This window comes from Ruegeria sp. CDSA033, from assembly GCF_059612305.1.
On record NZ_JBXWQI010000010.1, the window covers coordinates 29,726 to 42,341 of the forward strand.

Here is a 12,616-nt window from a genome sequence, read left to right on the forward strand (position 1 = left end):
CAACTCAGGGTAGAATTTTAGATGGTTGCCACGTAGGGAAGCTATGGAATTAATCAGTTTGATTGCACCGGTCTTCGCGGTGATCTTGACGGGGTACGTGTTTTCTTGGACGAAACTTCTGGGTGAAGACACGTCAGAAGCTCTGGTGCAATTTGCTGTTTACGTCCTGATCCCCGCCATCATGTTTTACCTGATTGGTCAGGAGAAGTTTGAGAACCTTCTAAACTACAGTTTCTACGTGTCGTATGGCGGTACGATACTGGCTCTTTTTGCCGTTCTGTTCATCGGTTTGAAAGCGCTGACGAGTTTTCAGGTCGGATCAGCAACCGTTTTGGCGTTTGCTGGCGTCGCCTCGAACACAGCTTTGGTTGCGTTGCCCATCCTTCATTCGATTTTTGGGTCAAAGGGGGCGCTGCCGGCTGTATTGGCAAATCTGGTGGTCGCCATTCTGCTGTTGATCATGACCACCATTCTAGAAACTTCGGCCGGGCACAAGGCAAGCGCCAATACACCTATTTACAAGATCCTTTTGAATGTTCTGAAGAACCCGATAATAGCGGCAACGTTGTTGGGCGTTCTTTACTCTTTCACAGGTATTGGGTTTTCTGACGCCGTCTCGGATTATTTAGAGCTTATGAGCCAGGCACTTGCAGCTGTTGCGTTGTTTGCGATCGGGTTTACCACAAGTGTTCGCACGATTGTTCAGACTGGACCGATGATCCTGTTCTTGACGGTAATAAAACTTCTCGTTGTTCCGGGAGTGGTGCTGCTTGCTGGGCATTTGATTGGGCTGGATCCGCTTTGGATCATTGCGGCGACGGTCTCTGCAGCGGCGCCCACGGCGAAGAGTATCTTTTTGCTGGCCAAACATTATGATCGGGAGCCGCAGCTCGCCGCTCACATCGTGTCGGCGACCTCGTTCCTGGCGGTCGGGACTTTGATCCTGTGGCTGTTTGTCCTGCATCATCTGCATCCTACCGCGTTCCAATTGAATTGAGTTCGCTCTACAAAGTTGCGATCTATTGATCACTCGGACGCAAGCAACAAGGTGCAGCAATGAACACCCCTTTGGGCGTAATCCTCGCAGGCGGCCTCGCCACCCGTATGGGCGGCGGCGACAAGGGTCTGTTGCAGATCGGGGGCCAAAGCCTGCTGTCTCATGTCATTGACCGGTTTGGCCCGCAGGTCGACGGTCTGGCGTTGAACGCCAATGGCGACCCCGAGCGGTTCGCCGATCTGAACCTGCCGGTTCTGCCCGATACCATCGAAGGTTTCGCCGGGCCTTTGGCGGGTGTGCTGGCGGGGCTCGACTGGGCTGCTAAGCAAGGCGCCGACAGCATAGTCACAGCCGCTGCCGACACGCCGTTTTTTCCACGCGATCTTGTGGCGCGGCTGACCGACGCTGCCCAAGGGCAAACACATCCTCTGGTGCTGGCCACCACGCCGCGCACCGGGGATGAAGCGCTGAAGTCCGGCGGCGGCAAGCGGGTCAACCGACACCCCACTTTTGGCCTTTGGCCTGTCGCGCTGCGCGATGATCTGCGGGTTGCCTTGAATGACGGGCTGCGCAAAGTTGTGCTGTGGACCGACAAACATGACGGTCGTGAAGCTTTGTTTCCCGCGGAACCTTTCGATCCCTTCTTCAACGTCAACACGCCCGACGATTTGGCGCGGGCGCAAAAGCTGCTGGAACAGGCATGAGGATCTTCGGCGTCACCGGCTGGAAAAACGCAGGCAAGACCGGCCTAGTGGAGCGGTTAGTGACCGAGATTACCGGGCGCGGCTTTTCAGTTTCGACGGTCAAACATGCCCATCACGCGGTTGATGTCGACCAGACCGGAACCGACAGCTTCCGCCATCGAGAAGCCGGTGCGTCCGAGGTGCTATTGGCATCCGGCAAGCGTATTGCCGTGATGCAAGAACTGCGCGGGGCACCTGAGCCGCCTTTGGCTGATCTTCTGGCTCGGCTGCTTCCGGTCGATCTCGTACTGATCGAAGGTTTCAAACGAGAAAGCCACCCCAAGGTCGAAGCGTTTCGTGCCGAGGCCGGCAATGCGTTGATGGCCCCGGAAAACAGTACGATCCGCGCTGTCGCCAGCGATACGCCCCTGCAGGTAAAGGTTCCGGTGTTTGATCTGGACAACACCGCTGCAGTCGCGGATTTCATCTTGAAAGAGGTCGGATTATGACGCCGCCAAACATCACGCCTCCGCCCCTGCGAAACGATTGTTTTGCCTTGCCTGCAGGGGTCAACTGGACACCTGTTGACGAAGCGCTGGCCTTGTTGCGATCTCGGTTGACGGTGGTGACTTCGGTCGAAACAGCTCTGATCGGGCAGGCTGTGGGGCGGATACTGGCAGAAGACGTTTTTGCGAAACGTTCAAACCCGCCGCAACCGAACACGGCCGTGGATGGTTATGGGTTTTCCGGGGCTGCCCCCGAGGGTCCCCAAGTGATGCCGCTGCAGGATGGGCGCGCTGCGGCTGGTATTCCGTTTGATGGCACGGTGCCACATGGCAAGGCGCTGCGCGTGTTGACCGGCGCAGCGCTGCCTGCCGGCGTGGATACTGTCATACTGGAAGAAGACGTGACCGTTCAGGATGGCCACATCGCCTTTCACGGCCCGCTGAAACAGGGCGCAAACACACGCAAAGCTGGCGAAGATGTCGCCGAGGGCGATTTGGTTTTGCCTGCCGGTCGCAGGCTTACCCCCGCTGACATGGCCCTTTTGTCGGCCACCGGGATATCCGAGGTCGCGGTACGCAAGACGCTGCGCGTTGCGGTTCTCTCGACCGGGGATGAGCTGGTCGAGCCTGGAAACTCTGCCGGACCCGGCCAAATATTTGACGCCAACCGTCCGATGCTGTTGTCGATGATCGCGCGGCTGGGCTATGAGCCGGTGGATATGGGGCGCGTGTCCGACGACCGGGAAGATCTGCGGGACAGGCTGGACAAGGCGTCGGAACAGGCCGACGTCATTCTGACCAGCGGCGGCGCGTCCGCCGGGGATGAGGATCACGTCTCGGCCCTGTTACGAGAGGCCGGTGCGATGCAGGAGTGGCGTATTGCGCTAAAGCCCGGGCGCCCTTTGGCGCTGGGTATGTGGAACGAAACGCCCGTATTTGGCCTGCCGGGTAATCCCGTCGCTGCCAAAGTCTGTACGTTGATCTTTGCCCGTCCTGCGCTGGGTCTGATGGCGGGCGAAGGCTGGTCACAGCCGCAGGGGTTCGACCTGCCAGCCAATTTCGAGAAGCGCAAAAAACCGGGGCGGCGCGAGTACTTGCGGGCCCGTGTCCGAGACGGTCGGGTCGAAGTTTTTGCATCGGAAGGCTCGGGTCGTATCAGCGGCCTTAGCTGGGCCGAGGGATTGGTCGAGGTTCAGGATGGCGCATGTCACATCAGGCCGGGCGATCTGGTGCGGTTCATTCCCTATGGCAGCTTTGGGCTGTGATCAATCGAAGGTGCCCGCCACACGTCCCAACAGCATGAACGCACGGGCGGTTCGCGTGTCGCCCAAAGCCGTCAGATCCGCGTCGCTGGCAATCGGTTCAAATTCAACAATCATGTGATCAAAACGGCGCAGGAAATGGTGCACGGCGTCCCGGAATATCGGGTCCTGCTTCATCCGTGCTGCCGTCAGTGCCAGCGAGGACCGGTCCCTGATCCCGCCCAACGCGGCAACCGCGCGGCCGCGTGCGCCCTGTGCAAACTGTCGCCAGATTTCGGGACGCGCCATATCCGGGCGCAGGTCATCCATATAGATGCCTTCCTGGCTCAGCAGGGTAAGCACGTCCTGCGAAGCCTGCACCAGTTGGGCTGTCTTGCGATCCCGTAGCGCCAACCTAAGGGCGTCGAACCCTTCAGCATCATCCTGCGTTTCAGGGAAATTCAGCGCTCGAATGAAGGTATCGGTCGTCAATGGCAGCGCGATATCTTCGGCCGAAGTGCCCAGTTCCAAAGACGTCTGGTCGCCTGTGGCAACTGATGCTTCGCCGCGAACCGGCTCGGCCCGTTTCGACGAAAACGTTGCCAGCGCGGTTTCTGCTTTTTTGGCGGTCTCGGCGATTTCGTCCAGCTTTTTGCTGACACCGGGTTCTTGCAAGCTGGCGGCGCGCTGTTGCTGAATCACGTAAGCCTGACGGATTGCATCTATCGCGGTCTGCAGCCGGGCGCTTTCCTCGCGCATGACGCGGCTGGCACGCATCGCCATAGCGGCGACCCAAATCATCGCCACCGGCATGAAAACAGCCAGCAGGGTCACAACGAATCCGCCGCCATCGACCTTGTCGGGAAGCACCAGAAACACAATCGACACGATCAGCCAAACCACGCTAAGCGCGACGGCAACGATCTCGATCTCGGTCACCGAAGGATGCGAAGGCTTATCATATATACCCAAAGGGGTTGGCCGTTCGGGATCTTGTTCGGGATTGGGCTCTGACATGGTCAAGGCTCCGGTCAGGCATACTCGATACTTAGAACTTCATAGGACCGCACACCGCCGGGGGTGCGTACTTCGACACTGTCGCCTTCTTCCTTGCCGATCAATGCCCGCGCGATGGGGGATTTGATATTCAGCAGGCCGTTTTCAATGCTGGCTTCGTATTCGCCAACAATCTGCCAGGTCTTTTCCTCGTCAGTGTCTTCATCCACCAGGGTGACCTTTGCGCCAAATTTGATCGCGCCGTTCAGTTTGGCGGGGTCGATCACATCGGCAAGCGACAGAATGCCTTCCAGCTCTTTGATGCGACCTTCGATGAAGCCCTGCTTTTCTCGGGCCGAATGATACTCGGCATTCTCTTTCAGGTCGCCCAGCTCGCGCGCTGTGGCGATGGCTTCGATGATCGCCGGGCGCTCGACGGACTTGAGGTTTTTGAGCTCCGCCCCAAGCGCGGCATTACCCGCAGGCGTCATTGGAATTTTTTCCATGTTCTTGTCGTCCACGCATAAATTGGTTCGCCCCGCCGCATGAGACACGCGTCGGGGCGATTTGATGGGTCGTCAATTAACTGACCCAAATGAGGCGTGAATTGCAAGGGGGCTTGGTCGCGCAACGCGCGGATTACGGCCTATGATGTTCGGGAAAAGTCTGAATCGCCAATGCTCTGTCGCGCTTCGCGCTCTCGGGGCATTGGCGATGAAGAATCTATCAGGTGTTTCCCAGAACGCCTTAATCGTAGCTAATCACTTCAAATTCGATGTCATTGTCGTCATTGAAATAGAACCGCCGACCCGGTTCATAATCAGCATGGGACTTGGGCGTGAAACCGGCGTCGATCACCTTTTTCTCGGTCGCGTCGATGTCTTCGACCAGAACACCCACATGGTTCAGCCCGCCGACGATGTCATAGCTGCTTTCCCCGGACGGTTGTGGATCGCTGGGCGCGTAAAGGGCCAGATAGGTGTGCTTGGAGCCCACGTGAACTGTGTAGCCGCCCGCAATTGCCGGGCCTTCCCAGCGTGTTTTCCAACCGAACACCTTGTGCATCCACGCAGCCGAGGCCTGCGGGTCGCGAACGGTGAAATTGGTGTGTTCAAGTGTCGCCATCATGGGATCTCCTTCGTGTTTTGAGGCTTGTCCCGACTCACCGTACTTCCTAAACCTAACTTTAGATCAAGGTATTTTTCAGGAGAATGTGATGGCGGCTTCGGAAGGGTTGGCAATTGGCGCATTGGCCCGGCGCACAGGCTTGGCCGTTTCGGCGATCCGGTATTATGAGGCGCAAGGTCTGATATCGCCGTGGCGCAATGCGGGCGGGCAGCGGCGATATCAGCGCGCAGATATCAGACGCCTGAGTTTTGTGATGATCGCACAGCAGTTCGGACTGACCCTGCCCGAGATCCGCGAGGTCCTGTCTGGCCTGCCCGGAAACCGCACGCCAACACCGCAGGATTGGCAGGACATCAGCAAGGGGCTAAGGGCCCATCTGGACCAGCGAATCGATACCCTGACGCGTTTGCGCGACAATTTGGATGGCTGCATCGGCTGCGGATGTCTAAGCCTGCCGAAATGCGCCCTCTACAATCCGGATGACCGCGCAAAATCCAATGGTAGCGGTCCCAGGTACCTGATGGGGGACTCACCCGAGGCATAACTGCCGCATTGCAGCAAAGTTACGCCGTGTTTTGATTGACCAAGGTGTTTGCGACCATGTAATCAGCCGTGAAACAAAATTGCGCAGAGCATGCAGTGAAAGCGCCAATTCGGAAAGTTAGCTAGGGAGCCCGCGATGGCCGAGATTGAACGCGAAGCGATGGAATACGACGTGGTGATCGTGGGCGCAGGCCCCGCGGGCCTGTCGGCGGCCATCCGTCTGAAACAGCTGGATGCCGACCTGAACGTCGTGGTTCTGGAAAAGGGCTCGGAAGTGGGCGCGCATATCCTGTCGGGCGCAGTTCTGGACCCTTGCGGGCTGGACGCACTGATCCCGGACTGGAAAGAAAAAGGCGCGCCGCTGAACGTGCCGGTGCATGAAGACAACTTCTACATGCTGGGCGAGGCGGGCAAGATTCGCATTCCCAACTTCCCAATGCCGCCGCTGATGAACAACCACGGCAACTACATCGTTTCGATGGGCAATGTCTGCCGCTGGATGGCTGAACAGGCGGAAGAGCTGGGCGTGGAAATCTTCCCCGGCATGGCGTGTTCGGAACTGGTTTATGGCGACAATGGCGAAGTCAAAGGCGTCGTCGCCGGTGTCTTCGGCCTAGAGCCTGATGGATCATACGGGCCGCAGACCGAGCCGGGCATGGAGCTGCATGGCAAATACGTCTTCCTGTCGGAAGGTGTGCGCGGTTCGCTGTCCAAGGAAGTGATCGCCAAGTATGACCTCTCTGCTGGCAAAGAGGTGCAGAAATACGGCGTGGGCATGAAAGAGATCTGGGAAATCGACCCGGCCAAGCACAAGGACGGCTCGGTCACGCACACCATGGGTTGGCCGCTGGGCAGCAACGCGGGCGGCGGGTCGTTCATCTATCACCTTGAAAACAATCAGGTCTATGTCGGTTTCGTGGTTCACCTGAACTACAAGAACCCGCATCTGTATCCGTACATGGAGTTCCAGCGCTTCAAGCATCACCCGATGGTGGCCGAGCTGCTGAAAGGCGGCAAGCGCGTCGCTTACGGTGCCCGTGCGATTACCGAGGGTGGCTATCAGTCGATGCCCAAGCTTGTCGCGCCGGGCGTGGCTCTGTTGGGCTGTTCCGCGGGTATGGTCAACGTGCCGCGCATTAAGGGCAACCACAACGCGATGTTGTCGGGCAAAGCGGCGGCTGAAGCGGCGTTTGATGCCATCAAGGTCGAGCGTTCGGGTGATGAACTGACCGCCTATGAAACCGACGTGCGCGAAGGTGCAATCGGCGCAGACCTGAAGAAGGTGCGCAACGTTAAGCCGCTGTGGTCGAAATACGGCCTGACCGCCAGCCTGATGCTGGGCGGCATGGACATGTGGACCAACACGCTGGGCTTTTCGCTGCTGGGCACGCTGGGTCACGGCAAGAACGATGCTGAATCGACGGAAGAGGCCAGCAAGCACAAGCCCATCGATTATCCAAAGCCCGATGGCAAACTGTCCTTTGATCGTCTGACCAACGTGTCCTTTGCGATGACCAACCATGAGGAAAGCCAGCCTTGCCACCTGAAGCTGGCCGATCCAGAAATCCCGGTCAAAGTAAACATGCCTAAGTACGATGAACCGGCGCAGCGCTATTGCCCGGCAGGCGTGTACGAGATGGTCGAGGATGAAGATGGCGCGCGATTCGTCATCAACTTCCAGAACTGCGTCCACTGCAAAACCTGCGACATCAAGGACCCCAGCCAGAACATCACCTGGACCACGCCGCAGGGCGGGGATGGACCGAACTACCCCAACATGTAAGCGAAAACATGGGCAATGGCGGGGTCGTGAAGGCTCTGCCATTGCCTCTTTCCGGTCAAAGCCCTAGCTTGTTGTCCAGTCAACGATAGCAAGGCAGGATTTTGGTGGCTTCCCTCGTTCGTCGCGCGGCATTTGCCGCGCTGTTAACCTCGTCATTTGCATTCCCGGCGCTGTCGGATTCTGGCTCTGGGTCGTATCTGGCCGGACGTCAGGCGATTTATCAAAGCGACTATATTTCTGCCGAGAAATATTATGCGCAGGCCCTGCGCGCCGACCCTGAAAATGGCAAACTTCTGGAAAACGTCGTTGTAGCGCGTCTTGCATTGGGTGAGATTGAGCGCGCGCTGCCGGTTGCGCAGTCAATTGAGGCGCTTGAACTGCCAAGTCAGGCGGCAAAGATGGTCATCATGGCCAACCTGATTGACGACGGAAAGCTGGATGAGCTGCTTGCTCGTGATCCTGAAACCCAAGGTGTTGGGCCATTAGTAGATGGCTTGGTTCTGGGTTGGGTCTATGTGGCGCAAGGTGCCATGACCAAAGCGATGGAAAAGTTCGACGAAGTCGGCACCCAAGAGGGGCTTCTGGAATTCGCGCTTTACCACAAGGCGTTGGCGCTGGCGTCGATTGGTGACTTCGAAGGGGCCGAAGAGATTTTTGCGGCAAACAACGGCGCGGTGTCGCGGTTCTCGCGCCGGGCGGCCTTGGCCCGGACCGAAGTATTGTCGCAGCTGGACCGCAACGAAGACGCCCTGCAATATCTGAAAGACGTTTTCGCGGCGGGCAGCGACCCATCCATCGAAGGTTACGTGGCGCGTTTGAAGGCGGGTGAAACGTTGCCGTTTACACACATACAGTCGGCGCAGGACGGTATGACTGAAGTGTTCTTTTCTGTTGGTGCCGCGCTTAGCAGTGAGGCGTCACAGGACTATGTACTTCTCTATGCCCGGATTGCCGCGTTCCTGCGCCCGGACCACGTGGACGCAATCCTACTAAGCGCCGAGTTGCTGGATGCGCTGGAACAATATGACCTGGCCGTCGAAGCCTATCGCATGGTGCCATCCACCAGCAGCGATTACCACGCGGCCGAGTTGGGCCGGGCCGAGGTTCTGAGCCGTTCGGGAAAAACGGACGCTGCGGCCGAAGTTTTGCAGAACCTCGCGGCGCAAAGCCCCAGCCTGCCCAGTGTGCATGTGGCCCTGGCTGATCTGCAAAGACGGCAAGAAAACTATGTCGACGCCGTTGGGACCTATGACACTGCTATCGAACTGACCGAGCAGGGTGTCAGCGGCAACTGGTTTTTGTATTACGCCCGCGGCATCTCGCATGAGCGTCTCAAGCACTGGGAAGCGGCTGAGGCCGATTTCCGTCGCGCGCTGGAACTGAACCCCGATCAGCCACAGGTTCTGAACTATTTGGGCTATTCGCTGGTCGAACGGCAGGAAAAGCTGGACGAAGCACTGAACATGATCGAACGCGCTGTCGCGGCGCGCCCTGACAGCGGCTATATTGTCGACAGTCTTGGGTGGGTTTTGTTCCGACTGGGCCGCTATGACGAAGCCGTTGCGCATATGGAGCGCGCGGTCGAGCTGATGCCGGTTGATCCCGTAGTAAATGACCACCTTGGCGATGTATATTGGGCCGTGGGCCGCGCGCGTGAAGCTGAATTTCAGTGGAAGCGTGCTCTGTCCTTTGTTGACCCCGACGACACGGATGGTGAAGCGGACCCCGAGCGCATTCGTCGCAAGATTGACGTGGGTCTGGACGCAGTCTTGGCCGAAGAAGGCGCCGATCCATTGAAAGTCGCCAATGGCAATTGAGGGTTTCGCGCCCGCCAAGATCAACCTGACCCTGCATGTGACCGGCCGACGCGATGATGGATATCATCTGCTGGACTCTCTCGTCGTGTTTGCAGATGTCGGGGATAAACTGGAATTCACGCTGGGGTCAGAGCTGTCGATGTCAGTGGCCGGTGAACACGCCAAGGGAGTTCCGGCGGACGACCGAAATCTAGTCTGGAAAGCTGCCGTCGCCGCTGGATGGACCGGGCATATCAACCTGAACAAAGCGTTGCCCCACGGTGGCGGCATCGGCGGCGGATCATCCGACGCCGCGGCGACACTGCGAATGATCGCAGATCAGGGTGTGGAGATTCCCAGCGAAACTGCCCTGACCCTTGGTGCGGATGTGCCGGTATGCATGATGGCAAGGGCCACCCGGATGCGTGGCATCGGCGAGCGGTTGCAGCCGATCTCATTGCCGCAATTGCCCGCGCTTTTGGTCAATCCTGGTGTCGAAGTCCCAACTGGCGCCGTATTCTCTGCCTTGCAGAGCCGCGAAAACCCGCCAATGCCCGATGATATCCCGGTCTTTGAAACGCCCAAGGCATGCGCGGATTGGCTGCAGGAACAACGCAATGACTTGGAGCCACCGACAAAGGGCATCGCACCCGAGGTTGCCCGGGTGCTGGATGATCTGTCGGATACGAAAGATGTTCTGCTGGCTCGGATGTCAGGTTCGGGTTCGACCTGTTTTGCGCTCTACCCAACCATGAAAGCCGCCCACGTCGCAGCCTACGAGATTGGCGCGGCGCACCCTGATTGGTGGTGCCGCGCCACGCAGCTTAATTGAGGCGCGAAACCACGTAATCGGCCAGATCGCGCAGCAACGACCGGATCTCGTGATCCGGCAGCGCGTCCAGCGCGGTCTTGGCTTTGGTGGCCCAGCCAAACGCGTCCGACCGTGTTGCGTCCAGCGTGCCGTATTTGTTCATCAGGCTCAGCGCATGGTCCAGATCGCCGTCTTCCTGACGGCCTCGACCAATTGTACGCTCCCAAAAGGCGTGCTCTTCCGGGGTGGCCTGTGCGATGGCCTTGATGACGGGCAAGGTCAGTTTGCGCTCGCGGAAGTCGTCGCCGACATTCTTTCCGGTCGCCTTGCTGTCCCCCTGATAATCCAGCAGGTCATCGGCAATTTGGAATGCAATTCCCAGCGCATCACCGTATTCGTATAGCGCTTTAACCTGATCCTCAGCCGCGCCAGCAATCACACCGCCTACCTCAGTTGCGGCGGAAAACAGTGCGGCGGTCTTGCCGCGCACGACCTGCAGGTAAATGGCCTCGGTAGTGCCCAGATCGGTGGCTGCGGTCATCTGCAGCACTTCGCCCTCGGCGATGGTGGCCGAGGCATTGGCCAGAATGTCCAGCACCCGCAGCGACCCGGTTTCAACCATCAGCTGGAAACTGCGGGAAAACAGGTAGTCGCCGACCAGAACGCTGGATTTATTGTCCCACAACAGGTTCGCCGTGGGACGGCCACGCCGCTGGGCGCTTTCATCAACGACATCGTCGTGCAACAGGGTCGCGGTATGAATAAATTCGACTGTCGCGGCCAGTCGCACGTGATGATCACCCGGATAGCCAAACATCCGGGCTGCCGCCAGCGTAAGCATTGGGCGCAGACGCTTGCCGCCTGCTTCAACCAGATGCGCTGTCACTTCCGGGATGCGCGGTGCGTGCTCCGAGGCCATGCGCGTACGGATCAACTGGTTTACGGCATCCATTTCGCCGACCAGAATCTCTGCCAGTCGCTCATGCGGTTTCGAGATCGTGTCGATGTTCATCACTCTCCTGATACAAGGCTCGACTTCCGCCTTGCCTTGCCCTTACATCCATCCCCATGAAAGAACTTTTGCGCAGCACCGATCCGACGATTCTGGCCTTTGCTTCCGCCCTTCTTGAGGGCGAGGATATAGACTGCTTTCAGATGGACGTAAATATGAGCATCCTCGAAGGAGGCATAGGAATCTTTCCGCGCCGCCTGATGGTGCGAGCCGATGACCTGACCCGCGCTGAACGGGTAATGCGTGACAACGAAATCCCGCTGGGCAGATGAACCTGTTTTCCGATAGTGAATTGACCCAAAATGATTTTCTGGGCGGGCGTGTGCATTTGTTGCAGCCGCGCGCAGGATATCGCGCGGGGGTTGACCCGGTTTTGCTGGCAGCGGTCGTCCCGGCGACACGTGGTCACACCGTGTTGGAACTGGGCTGTGGCGCGGGTGCCGCGATCCTGTGCTTGCTGGCCCGCGTGTCGGGTCTGCAGGCCGTTGGGGTCGAGTTACAGGCAAGCTATGCAGAATTGGCACGCCGAAACGCCGCGGAAAATGACGCGCCGCTGGAGGTTGTCGAGGCCGACCTCAGTGCATTGCCAGCCACGCTCAAACAGCGGCAATTCGATCATGTAATCGCAAACCCGCCTTACTACCGTGCTGGCGCGCATAGCCCGGCCGATGACACGGGGCGCAGTATCGCGTTGGGCGAGCAAACGCCTTTGGAGACATGGATTGACTGCGCGGCCAAGCGCCTCGCACCCCGCGGCTACTTGCACATGATCCAGAAAGCCAACCGTCTTCCAGACATGTTGATGGCGTGCGAAGGGCGGCTGGGATCGGTTGAAATCCTGCCACTGGCCGCCAGAGCCGGTCGCAAGGCAGAATTGGTAATTTTACGGGCCAGAAAGGGTGGGCGCGCCGACTTTCAGCTGCGTGCGCTAGTCGTTTTACACGACGGGGATCGGCACGAACGTGATGGGGAAAGCTATACGCCACAGGTCTCAGACGTGTTGCGCAAAGGGGCCTCGTTGCCGGGGTTTTCTGATCAATAGGCATTAACCAGCCGAATTTGTCGGATTTATTACAGATTCTGTGCGTCTGCGGCGTGACAGGCTGGAAACGATGTGGTC

General features: G+C 58.5%; 14 protein-coding genes. 10 read left to right on the forward strand and 4 right to left on the reverse strand.

The window, feature by feature from the left end:
* Positions 1–43 precede the first annotated feature (43 nt).
* Genes AC2FLA_RS13845 through AC2FLA_RS13860 form a run of 4 tightly spaced genes read left to right on the forward strand, consistent with a single transcriptional unit; the run spans position 44 to position 3,451 of the window.
* The gene (locus AC2FLA_RS13845; protein WP_496722893.1) at positions 44–997 is read left to right on the forward strand and encodes an AEC family transporter; all 954 of its coding nucleotides are present in this window, start codon (positions 44–46) and stop codon (positions 995–997) included.
* Positions 998–1,056: 59 nt separating this feature from the next.
* Complete coding sequence (mobA, locus tag AC2FLA_RS13850; protein ID WP_496707322.1) at positions 1,057–1,701, forward strand: molybdenum cofactor guanylyltransferase MobA; 645 nt, start codon at positions 1,057–1,059, stop codon at positions 1,699–1,701.
* Complete coding sequence (gene mobB, locus AC2FLA_RS13855) at positions 1,698–2,189, forward strand: molybdopterin-guanine dinucleotide biosynthesis protein B (protein WP_496722895.1); 492 nt, start codon at positions 1,698–1,700, stop codon at positions 2,187–2,189. Before mobA ends, mobB begins: the two co-directional genes overlap by 4 nt.
* Positions 2,186–3,451, forward strand: coding sequence for a molybdopterin-binding protein (locus AC2FLA_RS13860; protein ID WP_496722897.1), 1,266 nt, complete (start codon positions 2,186–2,188; stop codon positions 3,449–3,451). Before mobB ends, AC2FLA_RS13860 begins: the two co-directional genes overlap by 4 nt.
* Here the strand turns inward: AC2FLA_RS13860 and AC2FLA_RS13865 are convergent, their stop codons facing one another.
* From AC2FLA_RS13865 to AC2FLA_RS13875, 3 genes are all read right to left on the reverse strand, one after another.
* The gene (locus tag AC2FLA_RS13865) at positions 3,452–4,444 is read right to left on the reverse strand and encodes a hypothetical protein (RefSeq protein WP_496722898.1); all 993 of its coding nucleotides are present in this window, start codon (positions 4,442–4,444) and stop codon (positions 3,452–3,454) included. It lies immediately after the preceding gene.
* Between the two features lie 14 nt (positions 4,445–4,458).
* Positions 4,459–4,929 (reverse strand): transcription elongation factor GreA, encoded by a 471-nt coding sequence (greA, locus tag AC2FLA_RS13870; protein ID WP_496722900.1) that lies wholly within the window; start codon positions 4,927–4,929, stop codon positions 4,459–4,461.
* A gap of 241 nt (positions 4,930–5,170) precedes the next feature.
* On the reverse strand, positions 5,171–5,551 hold the full coding sequence (locus AC2FLA_RS13875) for a VOC family protein (protein ID WP_496722902.1): 381 nt from the start codon (positions 5,549–5,551) through the stop codon (positions 5,171–5,173).
* 88 nt (positions 5,552–5,639) lie between these two features.
* On the opposite strand from AC2FLA_RS13875, the gene soxR reads away from it, so the two are divergent.
* The 4 genes from soxR to AC2FLA_RS13895 all read left to right on the forward strand — a co-directional run bounded on the left by soxR (position 5,640) and on the right by AC2FLA_RS13895 (position 10,505).
* The gene (gene soxR / locus AC2FLA_RS13880; protein ID WP_058278822.1) at positions 5,640–6,095 is read left to right on the forward strand and encodes a redox-sensitive transcriptional activator SoxR; all 456 of its coding nucleotides are present in this window, start codon (positions 5,640–5,642) and stop codon (positions 6,093–6,095) included.
* Between the two features lie 135 nt (positions 6,096–6,230).
* Positions 6,231–7,877, forward strand: a complete 1,647-nt coding sequence (locus tag AC2FLA_RS13885) for an electron transfer flavoprotein-ubiquinone oxidoreductase (protein WP_496722904.1) — start codon at positions 6,231–6,233, stop codon at positions 7,875–7,877.
* 104 nt (positions 7,878–7,981) lie between these two features.
* Positions 7,982–9,694: a tetratricopeptide repeat protein gene (locus AC2FLA_RS13890; RefSeq protein ID WP_496722906.1), complete on the forward strand. Its 1,713-nt coding sequence runs from the start codon at positions 7,982–7,984 to the stop codon at positions 9,692–9,694.
* The gene (locus AC2FLA_RS13895) at positions 9,684–10,505 is read left to right on the forward strand and encodes a 4-(cytidine 5'-diphospho)-2-C-methyl-D-erythritol kinase (RefSeq protein ID WP_496722908.1); all 822 of its coding nucleotides are present in this window, start codon (positions 9,684–9,686) and stop codon (positions 10,503–10,505) included. The genes AC2FLA_RS13890 and AC2FLA_RS13895 overlap by 11 nt, the downstream gene beginning before the upstream one ends.
* On the opposite strand, the gene AC2FLA_RS13900 is transcribed toward AC2FLA_RS13895, so the two are convergent.
* On the reverse strand, positions 10,498–11,496 hold the full coding sequence (locus AC2FLA_RS13900; protein ID WP_496722909.1) for a polyprenyl synthetase family protein: 999 nt from the start codon (positions 11,494–11,496) through the stop codon (positions 10,498–10,500). The genes AC2FLA_RS13895 and AC2FLA_RS13900 overlap by 8 nt on opposite strands.
* A gap of 56 nt (positions 11,497–11,552) precedes the next feature.
* On the opposite strand from AC2FLA_RS13900, the gene AC2FLA_RS13905 reads away from it, so the two are divergent.
* Entirely contained in the window at positions 11,553–11,768 is a 216-nt protein-coding gene (locus AC2FLA_RS13905; RefSeq protein WP_037316655.1) for a putative signal transducing protein, read from the forward strand.
* Positions 11,765–12,538, forward strand: a complete 774-nt coding sequence (locus AC2FLA_RS13910) for a tRNA1(Val) (adenine(37)-N6)-methyltransferase (RefSeq protein ID WP_496722911.1) — start codon at positions 11,765–11,767, stop codon at positions 12,536–12,538. Before AC2FLA_RS13905 ends, AC2FLA_RS13910 begins: the two co-directional genes overlap by 4 nt.
* Positions 12,539–12,616 lie beyond the last annotated feature (78 nt).

Excerpts from the sequence above, each read along its gene's own strand:
- AC2FLA_RS13910 (WP_496722911.1), top strand. The coding sequence starts at position 11,765 with ATGAACCTGTTTTCCGATAGTGAATTGACCCAAAATGATTTTCTGGGC.
- AC2FLA_RS13900 (WP_496722909.1), bottom strand. The coding sequence starts at position 11,496 with ATGAACATCGACACGATCTCGAAACCGCATGAGCGACTGGCAGAGATT.
- AC2FLA_RS13885 (WP_496722904.1), top strand. The coding sequence starts at position 6,231 with ATGGCCGAGATTGAACGCGAAGCGATGGAATACGACGTGGTGATCGTG.
- AC2FLA_RS13865 (WP_496722898.1), bottom strand. The coding sequence starts at position 4,444 with ATGTCAGAGCCCAATCCCGAACAAGATCCCGAACGGCCAACCCCTTTG.
- soxR (WP_058278822.1), top strand. The coding sequence starts at position 5,640 with ATGGCGGCTTCGGAAGGGTTGGCAATTGGCGCATTGGCCCGGCGCACA.
- AC2FLA_RS13845 (WP_496722893.1), top strand. The coding sequence starts at position 44 with ATGGAATTAATCAGTTTGATTGCACCGGTCTTCGCGGTGATCTTGACG.
- AC2FLA_RS13895 (WP_496722908.1), top strand. The coding sequence starts at position 9,684 with ATGGCAATTGAGGGTTTCGCGCCCGCCAAGATCAACCTGACCCTGCAT.
- AC2FLA_RS13875 (WP_496722902.1), bottom strand. The coding sequence starts at position 5,551 with ATGATGGCGACACTTGAACACACCAATTTCACCGTTCGCGACCCGCAG.
- AC2FLA_RS13860 (WP_496722897.1), top strand. The coding sequence starts at position 2,186 with ATGACGCCGCCAAACATCACGCCTCCGCCCCTGCGAAACGATTGTTTT.
- AC2FLA_RS13905 (WP_037316655.1), top strand. The coding sequence starts at position 11,553 with ATGAAAGAACTTTTGCGCAGCACCGATCCGACGATTCTGGCCTTTGCT.
- mobB (WP_496722895.1), top strand. The coding sequence starts at position 1,698 with ATGAGGATCTTCGGCGTCACCGGCTGGAAAAACGCAGGCAAGACCGGC.
- greA (WP_496722900.1), bottom strand. The coding sequence starts at position 4,929 with ATGGAAAAAATTCCAATGACGCCTGCGGGTAATGCCGCGCTTGGGGCG.
- mobA (WP_496707322.1), top strand. The coding sequence starts at position 1,057 with ATGAACACCCCTTTGGGCGTAATCCTCGCAGGCGGCCTCGCCACCCGT.